Annotated in this window: 11 protein-coding genes; 3 read left to right on the top strand and 8 right to left on the bottom strand. The window is 39.9% G+C overall.

Features of this window, described 5'->3' with window-relative positions; translation table 11 throughout:
• Positions 1–5 precede the first annotated feature (5 nt).
• Positions 6–1,007 carry a ubiquinone anaerobic biosynthesis protein UbiU gene (gene ubiU, locus FPK91_RS08360; RefSeq protein ID WP_144210390.1) on the bottom strand — a complete coding sequence of 334 codons (1,002 nt, stop codon included), beginning with the start codon at positions 1,005–1,007 and terminating at the stop codon, positions 6–8.
• A gap of 135 nt (positions 1,008–1,142) precedes the next feature.
• Here ubiU and ubiT point away from each other — a divergent pair, with 135 nt between their 5' ends.
• Positions 1,143–1,664, top strand: coding sequence for a ubiquinone anaerobic biosynthesis accessory factor UbiT (ubiT, locus tag FPK91_RS08355; RefSeq protein WP_144210388.1), 522 nt, complete (start codon positions 1,143–1,145; stop codon positions 1,662–1,664).
• Between the two features lie 104 nt (positions 1,665–1,768).
• Here the strand turns inward: ubiT and FPK91_RS08350 are convergent, their stop codons facing one another.
• The gene (locus FPK91_RS08350) at positions 1,769–2,020 is read right to left on the bottom strand and encodes a YfhL family 4Fe-4S dicluster ferredoxin (RefSeq protein WP_144210386.1); all 252 of its coding nucleotides are present in this window, start codon (positions 2,018–2,020) and stop codon (positions 1,769–1,771) included.
• A gap of 4 nt (positions 2,021–2,024) precedes the next feature.
• On the bottom strand, positions 2,025–3,416 hold the full coding sequence (gene trhP, locus FPK91_RS08345) for a prephenate-dependent tRNA uridine(34) hydroxylase TrhP (RefSeq protein ID WP_144210384.1): 1,392 nt from the start codon (positions 3,414–3,416) through the stop codon (positions 2,025–2,027).
• A 235-nt stretch (positions 3,417–3,651) separates the two neighbouring features.
• On the opposite strand from trhP, the gene FPK91_RS08340 reads away from it, so the two are divergent.
• Positions 3,652–4,494, top strand: a complete 843-nt coding sequence (locus tag FPK91_RS08340; protein ID WP_144210382.1) for an HDOD domain-containing protein — start codon at positions 3,652–3,654, stop codon at positions 4,492–4,494.
• An 81-nt stretch (positions 4,495–4,575) separates the two neighbouring features.
• The gene (locus FPK91_RS08335) at positions 4,576–6,069 is read left to right on the top strand and encodes a putative bifunctional diguanylate cyclase/phosphodiesterase (protein WP_144210380.1); all 1,494 of its coding nucleotides are present in this window, start codon (positions 4,576–4,578) and stop codon (positions 6,067–6,069) included.
• Between the two features lie 112 nt (positions 6,070–6,181).
• Here FPK91_RS08335 and FPK91_RS08330 read toward each other — a convergent pair whose 3' ends face one another.
• The 5 genes from FPK91_RS08330 to FPK91_RS08310 all read right to left on the bottom strand — a co-directional run bounded on the left by FPK91_RS08330 (position 6,182) and on the right by FPK91_RS08310 (position 15,753).
• Positions 6,182–6,631, bottom strand: a complete 450-nt coding sequence (locus FPK91_RS08330; RefSeq protein ID WP_405127346.1) for a thioesterase family protein — start codon at positions 6,629–6,631, stop codon at positions 6,182–6,184.
• Positions 6,632–6,864: 233 nt separating this feature from the next.
• Entirely contained in the window at positions 6,865–10,638 is a 3,774-nt protein-coding gene (locus FPK91_RS08325; protein WP_144210378.1) for an EAL domain-containing protein, read from the bottom strand.
• A 395-nt stretch (positions 10,639–11,033) separates the two neighbouring features.
• A complete protein-coding gene (locus tag FPK91_RS08320) occupies positions 11,034–11,507 on the bottom strand; it encodes a LabA-like NYN domain-containing protein (protein ID WP_144210376.1) in 474 nt (157 codons plus the stop codon).
• 26 nt (positions 11,508–11,533) lie between these two features.
• Positions 11,534–14,635, bottom strand: coding sequence for a multidrug efflux RND transporter permease subunit (locus FPK91_RS08315; protein WP_144210374.1), 3,102 nt, complete (start codon positions 14,633–14,635; stop codon positions 11,534–11,536).
• On the bottom strand, positions 14,635–15,753 hold the full coding sequence (locus FPK91_RS08310) for an efflux RND transporter periplasmic adaptor subunit (RefSeq protein WP_144210372.1): 1,119 nt from the start codon (positions 15,751–15,753) through the stop codon (positions 14,635–14,637). Before FPK91_RS08310 ends, FPK91_RS08315 begins: the two co-directional genes overlap by 1 nt.
• Positions 15,754–15,978 lie beyond the last annotated feature (225 nt).

Raw genomic sequence — 15,978 nt, 5'->3', positions numbered from 1 at the left:
ATTATTTATTGCCATTGACGTTCATATGCTCCCAATGTGGTGACTTGCCCTTCAGAGACTTTTGCTAAAGTGTCATTCCATCTGGCTTGCTCTTTAAATGCATCAGGATTGTTTTGATAGCTATCAATGGCTTCTCGCCAAACTCGAGTGACTTGTTCTACATAAGCTGGGCTGCGTTGACGGCCTTCAATCTTCAACGATTTAATACCGGCTTGAGCAAGCTGTGGTAATAAACTTAATGTGTTTAAGCTGGTGGGGGATTCAAGTAAGTAATCGGCTTTAGCTTCATCCTCGGCAATGTAGCGACCTTTACAAACGACCGGGTAACCGAGTTGTTCATTCATGCCAGTGGTATCAATTAACACCTCATTGAGTCTAGTTAGGCATTGATTGCCTTCTTCTTGCCATCTAACGTGTTTAGCGGGTGAACAAGAGCCGCCTGTATTCGGTGATTGACCAGTGACATAGGATGATAAATGACAGCGTCCTTCAGCCATGATGCACAAACTGCCAAAGGCAAAAACTTCTAATTCCACCGCGCTGCATTTTGCTAGGTCGCGCACTTGCTTCATTGATAACACTCTGGGTAGTACAGCGCGTTCAATATTAAAATTCTGATGATAAAAATCGAGTGCCGCTTGGTTGGTCGCACTTGCTTGAACAGAAAGGTGCAAGGGCAAGTGAGGGTAGCGGGTGTTAGCGTAATGCAGTAATGAAATATCGGCGGTAATTAATGCATCCATTTGCAATTGCGCTGCAAGATCAATTGCCTGATACCAGCGACTTTCTTCGCCTGGTTTTGGGTAGGTATTTAGGGTTAAAAATACCTTTCTACCTTGAGAATGTGCAAGTTTCGTTGCTTGTTTTAATTGTTCTGGCGTGAAATTTAAACCTGCAAATGAACGGGCATTAGTATCATCTTTCAAACCGAGGTAAACCGCATCCGCACCGGCTCTAAAAGCGGCTTTTAATGAAGCTAAATTTCCTGCTGGGCACAAGAGTTCCATATTCTCTCTCTCAAATTGCTATTGAAAGGGAGTGTAAAGTTGAATGACGTCACATGGTTTGATTTAAAACAGGTTTCAATTGATAAAATGTGAGTAAACTAGCTTAAATCCCAATCTAGTCAGTGTAGGAGTATCATGTCTCTTGGTTTTTCAGGAAAGCTTGCTAAAAACTTATTAAATTTAGCCCCTAAAGTTGCCACGCAATCACTTTCAGTGGTACCTGAAAAGGTGAAGCTAGATATTCTGGCTAAAATGTTATCGCTTTCGTTAAGTGAGCAAATTAAATTTGGTGAACTCGATTTTCTGAAAGGGAAATGGGTTGCTATTTGCGTCCAGGACATCGGCCTAAGCTTCGAAATTAGCTTTGATAAACAACTGTTACTTCGACCATTAACACAAGCAGATGTGACCTTTACTGCTAATGTACCTGAACTATTATTAGTTGCTGCGGCTAAAGAAGATCCTGACACGTTATTTTTTCAACGAAAGTTGCGTATTGAAGGCGATACCGAACTCGGCCTTGAAGTGAAAAACTTATTGCTGGGTATTGAACTTGATGCTTTACCTGTCGCGATGAAAGCCAGTATTGAGAAGTTAGCGATTACATTACAAACATTGCAGACTTATTCAAATGAGCAAAATGCAGCAACAGCATAATCGTTTGCATTGAGGTTATAATTGCAGGTATTAAAAAAGGCGCTACTATATTTTATAGGCGCCTTTTTTATTTTATTCGATTCAGGTTTGTTCAATAAACCAATCTATGCTTTACCCGTAATGACTTCATATTTATATTGCAACTCTTCAGGCGTTTCTGCGTGCTTAGGGTCTGGGTCAATACAATCAATAGGGCAAACTGACACACAGGTCGGTTTGGCATAATGACCCACACATTCTGTACATAATGCAGGATCTATTTCGTAGATCTCTTCGCCCATAGTAATAGCTTCATTTGGGCATTCTGGCTCACACATGTCGCAGTTGATACAGCTATCGTCAATTAATAATGCCATGTATTTACTCTGCAGGCTTATGAGGGTTACGGCTATCTTGCCCTTGTGGCAAGTTACGCATCAAAATCGCTTTATCCAGTTCAACTTCAGCAGGAACCTTTAAAAATACAAAGTGACCTGAACCTAGTCCAGCCTCAACAGATTCTCCTTTACGGTTAACCAGTTCTGATATGGTTAAGGTGATATTGCCTTGGGGTGTCATTAATTCAACGCTATCACCGACAGAAAATTTATTTTTAACGTCTATTTCAGCTGCACCAGCTTCATTACGTTTACCGGTAAACTCACCTACGAATTGCTGAGTATCACTGATTGAGTAACCGTAATCATAGTTTTGATATTCATCATGTACGTGACGACGTAAGAAACCTTCGGTATAACCACGATGTGCTAGACCTTCAAGGTTATGCATAAGTGTGCGGTCAAAATCATTACCCGCAACAGCGTCTTCAATAGCTTGGCGGTATAATTGAGCTGTTCTCGCTACGTAATAAAATGATTTAGTACGACCTTCAATTTTTAAAGAATCAACGCCCATTTTAGCTAAACGTTCAACATGTTGAATGGCACGTAAATCTTTTGAGTTCATAATGTAAGTACCATGCTCATCTTCATAAGCTGGCATATATTCACCTGGGCGACCGGGTTCTTGTAGTAACACCACTTCGTTTGATGGCTGACCAGCCCCTAATGTTGGTGGGGTTTCCATCTGTACACCGTGTTGATCAACAAGGCCTTGAGGGTTTACAGCAATGATATCGCCAGTTTCAGTTTGCTTGGCTTCATGCACATCGTATTTCCAGCGACATGAGTTTGTGCAGGTACCTTGGTTAGGGTCGCGCTTATTGATATAACCTGATAGTAAACAACGGCCAGAATAAGCCATACACAAAGCGCCGTGAACAAAGACTTCTAATTCGATATCGGGACATTGCTGACGAATTTCTTCAATTTCATCTAATGATAATTCGCGAGATAAAATGACCCGTTTAATGCCTTGTTGCTGCCAAAACTTCACAGATGCCCAGTTAATCGCATTGGCTTGAACAGACAAATGCACTATTTGATCGGGAAAGGCTTCTCTTACCATCATGATAAGACCTGGGTCTGACATAATGATTGCGTCAGGCTTCATTGCGACAACAGGTTCCATGTCGCGGATATAGGTTTTTAACTTGGCATTGTGCGGTGCAATGTTACTGACCACATACAATTTTTTATTAAGGGCATGCGCTTCCTGGATCCCCATCGCGAGGTTTTCCATTTTAAAGTCATTATTTCTGACACGTAAGCTATAGCGAGGTTGACCTGCGTATACCGCGTCTGCACCGTAGGCAAATGCGTAACGCATATTTTTAAGGGTTCCTGCTGGAGACAATAGCTCTGGTCTAAACATAATCATTCTCAATTTGGTGGAAAATCGCACGCAGCGCGGGGGGCGGCATTTTACTTAAGTATGGCTGCGAATTGCAAATAATTCCTCTGTGATTGTGGTCTTTGTCTAATTTAATCATCTCTAATTAAATTTATTTGTTTTATCGCTTTTTCGTTCTTTTTCTTTATTCAAATAAGTGACATAACTGATATAATATTTTTACAAAGCAATAATAATAAAATAACAGGCGGAATTGATGACCACTGAACACCAACTTCTAGTGGGCTTACTTAAAAAGCTTAAAGATGATTCGTTAGTACTGCCAACATTGCCTGAAGTTGCTATGAGGGTGCAAGAAGTCGTTTCTCAACCTGATACTAGCTTAAAACAAGTCGGTGAAATTATTGGCCAAGACGCTGCTATTTCAGCTCGAATTATCAAGGTCGCAAATAGCGCATTATACAGCCGTGGAAACAAGGCTGAGAACATTACTGCCGCAGTTAATCGTATTGGCTTAGTGCAAATTAAATCAATTGTGACTTCCGTTGCCTTAGAGCAGTTGTTTATTTCAACTAATGAAATGGTTTGGGAAGTGATGGATGAAGTTTGGCAAACCTCTATTGAAGTCACTGCAGCATCTGGTGCATTTCTGGCCATTTATAACAAGCGTAATCCGAGTAAAAAGTTGGATCCTGAAACATTAACGTTAGCAGGTTTAGTTCACAATATTGGTGCATTACCAGTACTTTCTGAAGCCGAGTTAAACCCTGACGCATTTAGTAGTATTGATCAACTGCGCGGTTTAGTCCGTAAAATGCAGGGCGCGATAGGCCGAGCCATTTTAAAAACATGGGATTTTGCTCCTGAAGTGATGGAAGTGGTTGAGCGTTGGGCTGATTTGCACTATGTCTCAGATAAAGTCACTTACTTGGATTTCATTCGTTCAGCTGCTTATTATTCTGGAGAGCTTCGAGCGGGTCCAGAACTGGAAGAGCGATTAGAGTTTTTTGCTTTGCGTGGCTTACCGGTCACCCCTGAAGATTTAGAAAGTGATGAGTTTATGGATGTTTATCATTCCATTAAACAAAGCTATCAATAACTGGCATTAAATGCTGTCAGCTAGGCCGAGCAATCTATAAATTGTAAAACAATCGAACCATTAACCGAGGAGTAATACTGAATGTTTAGTTATGAAGTTATCATCATATTGTTCATCGGTTTGGTATTGCTTCTGGGCATAGTGATCGGAGGCTATTTCCAGCAAGGTCGGTTTATTACTGAGCTGACTCAAACCTTAGAATTAAATAACAACACTCATTCTCCTTTAGCATTTAAGCACACGCCTCGTGCATTTAAGCCGCTTATACATAACCTCAATCTGTTGCAGAAAAATATCCCAAGCAGTGTTGATCGGGATAAATTGACTGGTTTATCCAATCGAGTCGGATTTAAAAGAAAGATGTTCGCCAAAATGCCGGCGACAAAAGGTATGTTAGTGCTTGTGGATATTCAACAGTTTCGGTTTGTGAATGATCTTTTTGGCTTTGTATTTGGTGACTTGCTGTTGCAATATTTTGCTGTTCGCATCAAAAAATTAAAAAATCCGCCTGCTTTTGTATCAAGAATGAACGGTAATGAGTTTTTACTTTTCTACCCTGAAAGTGTTTCTAATACTGAACTCAATAACATCAAACAGCATTTGCAAAAACCTTTCGATATTGAAACAACACCTATCAGTATTAAAGTTCAATTAGGCATTTTAGCCTTAAATGAACACCATGCTGATGTCAGCCTGATGTTAAGAAGGTTAGATTTAGCCCTTAAAAAGGCCAAATTAACACCCAACTCCATTGCTTTTTACAACCAAGATGACGATAAAGCGCAATATAGAGAGTTGTTGATTATTAGCAGTTTACCCAAAGGATTAAAAAACAATCAGCTATCAATGGTCTATCAACCTAAGCTTGATATTGTCACTGGCGCTTGTCATCAAGTAGAAGCATTGATCCGTTGGAAGCACGACACCTTAGGAGATATTTCTCCTACTGAGTTTATTCCTTTAGCTGAACATACGGGAATGATTGAGCAAATAAGTGAATGGGCCTTAGATCAAGTATTACAGCAACAGGTCATATGGCTTCAGCAAGGGCTCAATATCAAAATAGCCGTGAATCTCTCTACAAAAGACTTAGATAATCCACATTTACCTATCGATATAAGCAACAAGCTGACCCAATATAAAGTACCAGCCAAAAACTTGATGATTGAAATCACTGAAAGTGCCTTGATGATGGATTTAGCTGGCACCATTGAAACATTGAAAGCATTACGCAATATTGGCGTCACCATTGCTATTGATGATTTTGGTACTGGTCATTCTTCTTTGGCTTATTTACGCCATCTGCCCATAGATGAAGTCAAAATTGATAAAGCATTTTTAGATGATTTTAACTGTGATGTTCAAGCTAACCAAATTGTTAAAACCAGTATCGATTTAGCAAAAAACTTAGGTTTTGATGTCACTGTGGAAGGGGTAGAAACTAAAGATGTGTTTGATACCTTAATCGAATTCGGTACCGATACTATTCAAGGGGAATATTTTAGTAAACCCCTTTTAGCTAAAGAATTTGAGACACGTCTCTCTGAGTTAACCTACAGCACTAAGCTGGCTTAAACATCTTCGAGTTAGCTCTCTGTCATTTTACTCCCTGTAAGTAAAGCTCTGTAAAACTAAACTTTTGTTAGCAAGCTTCTATAACTAACCCTCTTGAACTAACCTTCTATAATTAAGCCTTGCTAAATTCAGCCTTGCTAAATTCAGCCTGGAGTTGCTTTATCAGTTCGACAGGCATGGGTGCCATTTGTCTTTGCTGATTCATACACACCATTTCAATGGTGGCTGTCACTGCTGGCTTTTTAGCATTTGGGCGCCAAATTTCCTGTAGCCATACTGTTCGGTATTTACTTTCAAAGTAATACTTAGTTCTCACATCAATAATATCTGCAAACTCCACTCCGTCATGACAGAGCATATCAGTGCGATATACCGCAAAACCCACCTGCTGCACCTGCCATAAACTATGAAGCACATCAGCGCCTATAACATGCTCTCTGGCGCGCTCGAAATACTTCAAAAAGTTTGGGTGGTATACAACCCCTGAAAAGTCAGTATCTTCGTAATAAATTTGCACAGGAAAGTTAAAGGTTGGGCTATATTCAATTATTTTTTGGCTCATTCTTGGCTCTTTTTGACTCACTGCGGAGCATCAGGGTGACAAACTGACAGTTATTATCGCTCATTTGATGGATTATAAATAGCCAATTAAACTTGGAAAATACTTAGCCTAATGGGTTGTCAGGTATTGCGTTAGCAGGTGTTAAAGCCGTTATACTAAAATGCATTTGAGTTGCGGTTTTTTTTAAGATTCTGATATTTAATAAAATAATGGGTTGGTATTGTATTCGTCAGCTAGCTGACTTTGTTCTTCATTGATTGTGGTAATAGTTTTATTGTTCCAGTTAACATTTGGTATGCAGTGTCTTTATTAACAGCAGGGCTAAAAATATAGCCTTGGCCAACATGGCATTGATACTGAATTAGCTTCATTAGCTGTAATTCCGTTTCTATACCTTCTGCAACAATTTGCATTTCTAAATCATTGCCGAGATTAATAATATTTTTTAATACGCAGCGTGCCGCTTTATTATCTAAGAAATTATCAATAAAGCCTTTATCGATTTTTAAGGTGCTTAAAGGAAAATGAGTCAGATAATTTAACGATGAATATCCCTTACCAAAATCATCTAAACTGATGCGGATATTGAGTTCATTCAACTGATTAAGTACTTTCTCAGCAGTTTCAAAGTTTTCAATTAATAACGATTCAGTGATTTCTAGTTCTAGTTTTTCAGCGGGGAAGCCCGTGTCGTCTAAAATAGCCTTAATTTGCTCGCAAATATCAGGTTGCGACAATTGTACAGGGGATATGTTAACGGAAATATTACCCGCTAATAACCCTTGTATATGCCATTGTTGTGCTGTGATGCAGGTCTGTTTTAGCACCCAATAACCAATTTCAATGATTTGGCCATTACTTTCGGCTTCGGGTATAAAACGAGCCGGTGGGATCATTCCTTCTGTAGGGTGAAACCAACGCAGTAACGCTTCAAAAGAACTAATTTTACCGCTATTTAGGCAAACCTTAGGTTGATAAAATACTTCAAATTCATCATTGATGAGTGCGAGCTGCAATTGTTGCCTGATGGTTATTTTTGCTTGCAGTGCGATAGATAATGACTCATTAAAAAAGTAGGCGCCATTGCGTCCTGCATGTTTTGCTGCATACATTGCTGTATCGGCATGTTTAAGGAGTGTTTTAGAGTCTTCGCCATCTTCAGGAAAGCACGCGACTCCGATACTGGCTGAACTCGTTATCCAGTGCTCTTTTATTTGATAACCGGTATTGATGGTTAATCGAATGCGTTCAATGATATTGACCAGTTGAGATAATTCACCCGGTTCACTAATGATAATGGCGAATTCATCACCGCCCAAACGAGCCAGTAAATCCTTATTTTTAAGGTTTGATTTTAAACGTTTACTCACCTGGATAATGAGTTCGTCACCAACATCATGACCCATAGAGTCGTTTACTTCCTTAAAGTAATCCAGATCAATAAAAACCACTGCAGCGCGATCTTCTTTTTGATTGACGATGAGTTCAAGTTTGCTATTAAAACGGAAACGATTAGATAAACCTGTCAGCACATCGTAGTTAGCACGTTTGCTCAGTTCGGTGATTTTTTGATACCGGGTTAACAAAAATAAGAACATCAAGAGTACACAGATGACGATAAGGCTTGCGATAGCGTAATACCACCATGCTTGATTTATCTTAAAGCTGAATGTTGCATTATGGGGACTCCAGTGGCCATCGCTATTGCTCCCCTGGACTATGAACCTGTATGTACCTACGTGTAAATTGGTATAAGAAGCGGAGGTGTTATTGCCAATATAAACCCAATCGTTATCAAATCCTTCTAGCATGTATCTATATTGATTTTTTCGAGGGGCACTAAAATCCAATGATGCAAAAGAAAAGTGAACATTATTTTGTTCATAATCGAGCGTTAATGCCGATTTTTGCTGGTTGTTGTTCAGGCCAATATATTCTTGATTAGCAATTAATGCCGAGGTGATGAGTACTTCCGGCTGGAATCTATTACTGATAATTTTATTGGTATCGATTCTAAATGCACCGTTATTGGTACCTAAAAATAAGACATCATCTTTGAAAGCGATAGCGGCATCAGTAAAGGAGCTGTCAATTTGATTAATGGCACTGGGGTATTGCACAATTTTATTGGTGGCGGTGTCCATTTTGGCGAATTTTGATTGTGATGTTATCCATAAATTGCCTTTGCCATCGCCTGTGACCCCCTTTAATGTATTAGAAGTCAAACCGTCTTCTTTGGTTATATATTCAATACTAATTGGATCTGCCCAGCGCTCCCCCATTTCTATTTTTGCGAGACCTAAGCCCTGGGTAGCAACCCATATTATATTGTTCTCATCTTGATATATTTTAACGGTACGGACATTTTGAGCCTCGTTTCCAAGGGGGAAATGCTTAACTTCATAAGTGTCAGGATTGACACGAAAAATAGCATTAGTTGTGGCCATCCACAGTTCACCATTATGGATGAATTGTTGATCAAACGTGAAGTTACCACCAGCCCTATAAAGATTATCATTATCTGTTAAAAGGTGTTTTATAATGCCTTTTTGAGGATTAAATTGTATTAAGCCTACATCAAAGTAACCATTAATCCATACATTGCCTTGATCGTCAGGAACGGCGAGGTAAAATTCACTGTTAGGAAATCCGCTTGGATTATTCTCGCCATTACTGAAATGCTTTAAATCACCAGTATCAATATTATATTGCGATAACCCATTATCACCGGCAATCCATAGGTTATTGTCTTTATCGCTTGTGGCGCTGTAAGTGTTTTTTATTTCTAAATTTGCAATGGGGGATAATGCTATTTTTTCGTTGTTAAATGGAAGTCTATCAATGCCTTTATTTGAAGTAATCCAGGTATTATTCTGGTTGTCAAAATTGAACCAATAAACGAGACTGCCAGAGAGTTCAGAGTTAAAGGGATGTGGGCGATATAATTTAGTACCTTGTTTGAAGTTTGAATAAAGCGCAGCACCATTTCCAGTCCCAAACCAAACCCCGTTAGAATGATCGACCATGATAAAAGGAATATAATCACTTGGCAGTGAATTGTTGTTGAATGCTTCGTGGGCGAGATGAGTAAACTCCATCGTATCGAGTAAAATTCTGGTTACGCCTGCATCATGGGCTACCCACAAGGTGTTGTTATCTTTAAACGCGATGTCATAAACTAAATTGGATAATAGTTGTTGTTTTGATGGGTTATTTTTATCAAAATTAAACACCTCGATAGTCAGTGTTTGTGGATTAAATTTAATCAGCCCCTGTTTATTACTGGTAATCCAAACATCGCCATTTTCAGCTTTATAAGCAAAACCGAGTGATTTCGATAAAATATCATTTGTTTGTTTATGTTTAAAATTTACTAATTCAATCTTTTGGTTATCTTGATTTACTTTGGCAATGCCAAAATCCGTAGTGGCCCAAATGGTATCATCATCATCTGCAAAAATGCCGCTAACAGAGGTTTCATAAGGCTCGTCATCTTCATAGAGAAAAAACGGCGTAAATTGTTGGGTTATCGGACTAAATTTACTGATCCCCGATCCCGTGCCAAACCAAAGATCACCATTGTCTGATTCAAATATTTGTAATATCCAACTGGAGCTCATGGTTTTATTCGTTGAAATCATATTGTGAATAATGATCTGATTATCTGTGGTTAACTGATTAAGGCCATCTTCAGTGGCAATCCAGATATTGCCCTGTGAATCTTCATGTATTTTGGAGATGTAATTATTCGATATATGGGTTTCATCGTTCACTGAAAATTGGAAGTTGGTGAATTTGACCCCATCATAACGACTTGCCCCAGCGTCGGTGCCAAACCATATTAAGCCATTACGTTGTTGGTACATTGTGGTAATGCTGGATGAAGGGAGACCATCACTGATAGTGAGCGTTTCTAACTGGAATTGTTCAGCTAAGATATTAGATGAAAATATAGTGCTTAAACCTATAACACACAAAGTGATTAGGTGTTTTATGGTATTAAACATCTATTCTCCTGCTCGTTATAGCGTTAAATTTATGAATTTAAATTACATATTTATATGACGTTTATAATGCGGTAAATTTTTATTACTTACTTGAAAGTTTATCGGCAGTTTTTGAATTTTATGAAGGCAGTTTTACACAGAATATTATGCTGATAATTTACAATATTAGACGAATTATAGTTACTAGCGCTATATTCTTCTGTTACCTATGCAACATAGCGGGAATTTTGCCCAATATGGAATAGTGACTAGAGTCCCAATTCCTGGTTTTTTAGTGGAAGTGAATTTATTTAAACCCTTGGCAATAGCAAGATGTCATTGAAATGAAGCTATGAATAAAGCTAATTAAAAATCTAATCAGAGCAATAGCTGCTTAAATTGAACTGGCTCAATAATTAAAGCAGCAAGTCGTTTCCTATAGGGATATGGCTCGCGGTGACATCTAGCAGTGATTTTGCTGTAAGTGTTTCAACACTAATAACCTGCGTATTACAGCCATACTTTTGCGCCACTTTGGCAATCAGCAAGTCAAAATCTCCGTCACCTGACATTAATATAACTTTATCGACATGTTCGCCAATATCGAGAATATCGATGGTGATCCCGACATCCCAGTCACCTTTAGCACTGCCATCACTGCGTTGAATATAGGGCTTAAGTTTGACCTCAAAACCTATATGCTTAAGTGCATCTTGAAACTTTCTTTGACCATCGTCAGCAGGGGCGATAGCGTAGGCAATTGCGTGTTCAATCTGATATTGCTGATTAAGTAATTTATATAGCGCTCGGTAATTGAATGAGCGCCCAAATGCTTGTTTACAGGTGTAATAAATGTTCTGAACATCGACAAAAACAGCAACTTTTTCCATTTTACACCTGCATCCAATTGTTAGTGTTAGGCCTGTTGTTTTTGCATCTCAATAGCATCATTGAGTTGTTGTTCAACATATCCTGGTGAATGTGTTGCCCCTGAAATGAGACGATACATTGCAGGAATAACCAATAAGGTCACTAGAGTAGCAAATGCCATCCCAAAGAACACTACTGTACCAACAGCAATTCGACTTTCTGATCCCGCTCCGGTTGACATAATTAGCGGAATTGCACCAATAAGCGTGGTAAAAGCGGTCATTAAAATGGGTCTTAAACGACGTGCTGAAGCATCGATAATAGCTTGTTCAATTTCAAGGCCTTTGTCGCGAAGTTGATTAGCAAATTCGACAATCAAGATACCATTTTTAGTGACCATACCAATCAACATGATCATGCCTATCTGGCTGTAAATATTAAGACCTTGACCCGTTAAATAAAGTCCTAAGAAACCGCCGAATATGCCCATGGGTACGGTAAACATCACCACTAACGGATTAATAAAGCTTTCAAATTGTGCCGCCAAAACCAAGTAGGCAACGAGCAGTGCTAAGCCAAATACGATGAATACACTACTTTGATTCTCTTTAAAATCTTTAGATTCACCGGTATAAGAAACGTTTATATCACTTGGCAACATTTCAATGGCTTTCTCGTCCAGAAAATCTAACGCCTCACCTAAGGTGTAGCCTGCGCCAAGATTGGCTTTTAACGTTATAGATTTTTGTTTATTTAAATGACTTAGTTTTTGCGCTGACGCGACTTCATCAATTTTTGTAATGGTATCTAGGGTGATAAGTTGACCTTTATCTGTGCGCATATAGATTTGGCTCAGATCGGTCACACTATTAAAGCTATTTTCATCACCACGTAAATATACGTCATATTCTTCACCGCGCTCAATGAAAGTGGTTTCACTTCGACCACCCAACATGATTTCAAGTGTGTCAGAGACTTCTGTCACACTGATCCCAAGCTCTGCAGCGCGTTCGCGATCGACGCTGACTAATAACTCAGGTGTTGTTTCTGCGTAATCTAAATCAGCGCCTTCTAGAATGGGGCTTAGATCGGCTTCAAGTTGTAATGCTTGTGACCATTTGAACAGTTCTTGGTAATCTGAACCGCCTAAAACAAATTGTACCGGTTCACTCGATTGTCCTCTAAAGCCTGGCAGCATCGGTCTTACCATGACATCGGGAATGCCGGCTAATGCCTTAGCAATAATGCCTAAGGATTGTTGCGCATTAATGTCTCGGTCTTGCCATTCTTCTAGCTGAATGATAACGAAGCCGGTTTGGTCGCCAGCGCGACCGCCAAAAGCTGGCGCCTGAACACTAAATGACTTAATTACACCTTCACCTAACATAGGCAATAGTCGTTGTTCGACAATATCCATATTGGCTGCCATACGGTTATAACTTGTGCCTTCTGCGCCCTTAATAAAGGCAAATACGACGCCGCGATCTTCTTGTGGTGCTAATTGAGCAGGGACTTGATTTAACAGCCAGCCACTACCTAAAACACAGGCAATGATCACGACAGGTGCACCGTATCGATATTTAACGGCTTTTGATACCACAGCTCGATAGCGCGACTCTAATCGCTCAAATATTTGGTCTACCCATATGTTGAAACGGTTTGGTTTTACATTGGCTTTAAGTAATTTGCTGCCAAGAACAGGTGTTAGGGTTAATGCGATTAAGGATGAAAATAACACTGACACTGCCAGCATGACTGAGAATTCGGTAAACAGTAATCCAACCATACCTTCCATGAAGGAAATAGGTAAAAACACCATCACGAGTACTGCAGTGGTTGCGATAACGGCAAAGCCGACTTCGCGAGCGCCTTTATAAGCCGCAAGCAGAGGAGGCTCACCTTTTTCGATATGATGGAAAATATTCTCTACCACGACAATGGCATCATCAACCACCAAGCCGATGGACAGGATCAGTGCCATTAGCGTGAGCAGGTTTATCGAAAAACCAAACGTGTTTGCGGCAATAAACGCAGCGATAAGTGAAACGGGAACCGTCACTGCAGGAATAAGGGTCGCTCTGACTTGGCCGATGAAAATGTATAACACCAAAATCACTAAAATCGCAGTGATAATGAGGGTGTTATAAACTTCATCAATAGAGCGCGAGATAAAAATAGTTGAATCATAGTCAACCACTAATGCAGTGCCGTCAGGCAAGAACTGTTGTATTTTGTCGACCTCTTGATGCACCAGCTTTGCTACATCAAGTGGGTTTGCATCTGACTGGGCAACGATGCCTAAACTAATATTAGGAACACCGTCACTTTTGAAGGTCGAATTTTCATTCTCTGCGCCAATAAATACATCTGCGACATCTTTTAAATAAATGGGCGTGCCATCGTCAGCGGTGCGGACAACAAGATAATCAAAATCATCAGGGTTATTATACAGTCGTGCTGTACGCACTGACATAACGGTGGTGTCATTTCGGACTTCACCACCTGGTGTTTCGACATTTTCAGCATTTAATGTTGCCACTATATCACTGGCAGACACGTTCCGTCCGGCCATCAGATCAGGCTTAAGCTGAACATACATGACCTTGTATAAGCCGCCAGTAATAGAAATAGAACTGACACCAGAAATTAGATTAAATCGGTCTTCAAGTACACGCTGGGAATAATCCGTCAGCTGTGTTCTATCCATAATTGTCGAACTTAAGTTGACATATATAGAGGGCTCGCCGGAACCATTGTCTTTCGATACCACTGGATCGTTTGCTTCATCGGGTAAACGCCTTTGCGCACGCGCCACGGCATCTCGAACGTCACTGACTCCTTCAGTTAAATTCCAGCCCAGTAAAAAAGTCACTGTAATACGCGACATACCATTACGCGTAATCGATGTTATTTCATCGATACCGCTAATGCCGGTGAGTTCATCTTCAAGGGTTGTGGTGATCTGACTTTCCATGATGGTGGCAGAGGCACCGTCATATGTGGTCATTACCGTCACGACAGGGCTTTCTACATCAGGCATTTCCCTTATTGATAACTTTGACAGTGAAACAACGCCAAAAACCACGAGTAGCAAACTTAATACAATCGCAACAACAGGGCGTTTAACTGATACATCCGAAAGCCACATTAACTTTTCTCCATTTCTGATGAGATGAGCTTACTGTCGTTTGCTAGCTGTCCAGTGGTTGATTTCGTTTCTAAAATATCGACACTCACGCCATCGCGCATGTTAACTAGGCCTTGAACAACCACGTTGTCTCCGATACTGAGGCCATTTGAGATAAGGACTTCATTGTCAATTCGAGCGCCAAGAGTGACTTCTGTGCGCTTAGCTATATTGTCATCGCCAACGATATAGACGAATCGTTTGGTTCCTGAGTATTCAATTGCTTGGACTGGGATTACAGGCTCTGCGATGGCAGGGAAGTTAAGCATAGCTGACATCATCATGCCCGGTTTAAGTAAGTACTCAGCATTATCAAATCTTACTCTTACGCGTAAATTTAGTGTGTCTTGATTGATACGAGAATCAATGGCAATGATTTCACCGATAAACGGCTTATCAGGCCAAGCCCTGCTAACCGCTTCGACTTTCATGCCGTTAGATAACATGGCTAAGTAATGTTCAGGCACTTGTAGATCAAGTCTCATGGTTGAAAGGTCATCAAAAGCCAGTAATTCAGTGCCAACCGAAATCATTTTACCTAGGCTAAAATCAACTAAACCGGCGGTACCAGAAAAAGGTGCATTCAATGAATGGTAGTTTAAATCTGCTTCTGAGGCTGAAAGCCTGGCCATTGCGATATCGACACTGGCTTGCTGTGCATCAATTTCGGTTTGTGTTATTGCATTACTTTTGATCAGCTTACGGAATTCTTTAAGTTTTCTTTTTTCGTCAGCAAGATAAGCTGCAGCTTCAGCAGTCGCCGCTTTTGCTTTGGTATCATCTAACTGCACCATTATTTGGCCAGCCTGAATGTCTTGATCTGGTTGAATATGTATTTGGCTAATTTTTCCGGCAACCTGCGAAGAGATATAAACCGATTGCTCAGCATCAAGCTTGCCAATTAAAGACAATGATTGTGACAGTTCATGTTGTTCAACCAGTCCAGTCACCACAGGAATTAACTTTTTTGATTGGCCTTTCGCCGATGGAGTCGCTTTAGTGGCTGCTGAAATACCACTAAAAGCAATAGCGGCAGCGAGCAAGCTACAAATGATAAGAATGGGAAGCAATTTTTTCATAATAAGGACTCTAAAACACGTTGCTGAATTAGGTTCTATTTTAATGAAATTTATCCATATAAGCGTAAATGAATGTAAAGCAATGCCCATAAGAGTGTAACGAAACATGCTAGTAACAATGATACTTACCGTACGTTTCTTAATCGTTAATAATTCAGGTGGCAATTAACGAGGTGGTAACATTGTTGTGGGGTGTAATGACTGATATTTTTCGAAGAGAATAAA

Origin of the sequence: Shewanella donghaensis (assembly GCF_007567505.1) — a bacterium.
In the GTDB taxonomy this organism is placed as follows: Bacteria; Pseudomonadota; Gammaproteobacteria; order Enterobacterales; family Shewanellaceae; genus Shewanella; species Shewanella donghaensis.
Note: the sequence above shows the minus strand (reverse complement) of the source record. Positions and strands in the feature narration are given on the sequence as shown.

Coding starts and splice junctions, on each gene's coding strand:
- FPK91_RS08350 (WP_144210386.1), bottom strand. CDS start 2,020: ATGGCATTATTAATTGACGATAGCTGTATCAACTGCGACATGTGTGAG.
- ubiT (WP_144210388.1), top strand. CDS start 1,143: ATGTCTCTTGGTTTTTCAGGAAAGCTTGCTAAAAACTTATTAAATTTA.
- trhP (WP_144210384.1), bottom strand. CDS start 3,416: ATGTTTAGACCAGAGCTATTGTCTCCAGCAGGAACCCTTAAAAATATG.
- FPK91_RS08325 (WP_144210378.1), bottom strand. CDS start 10,638: ATGTTTAATACCATAAAACACCTAATCACTTTGTGTGTTATAGGTTTA.
- FPK91_RS08315 (WP_144210374.1), bottom strand. CDS start 14,635: ATGTGGCTTTCGGATGTATCAGTTAAACGCCCTGTTGTTGCGATTGTA.
- FPK91_RS08335 (WP_144210380.1), top strand. CDS start 4,576: ATGTTTAGTTATGAAGTTATCATCATATTGTTCATCGGTTTGGTATTG.
- FPK91_RS08330 (WP_405127346.1), bottom strand. CDS start 6,631: ATGAGCCAAAAAATAATTGAATATAGCCCAACCTTTAACTTTCCTGTG.
- ubiU (WP_144210390.1), bottom strand. CDS start 1,007: ATGGAACTCTTGTGCCCAGCAGGAAATTTAGCTTCATTAAAAGCCGCT.
- FPK91_RS08340 (WP_144210382.1), top strand. CDS start 3,652: ATGACCACTGAACACCAACTTCTAGTGGGCTTACTTAAAAAGCTTAAA.
- FPK91_RS08310 (WP_144210372.1), bottom strand. CDS start 15,753: ATGAAAAAATTGCTTCCCATTCTTATCATTTGTAGCTTGCTCGCTGCC.
- FPK91_RS08320 (WP_144210376.1), bottom strand. CDS start 11,507: ATGGAAAAAGTTGCTGTTTTTGTCGATGTTCAGAACATTTATTACACC.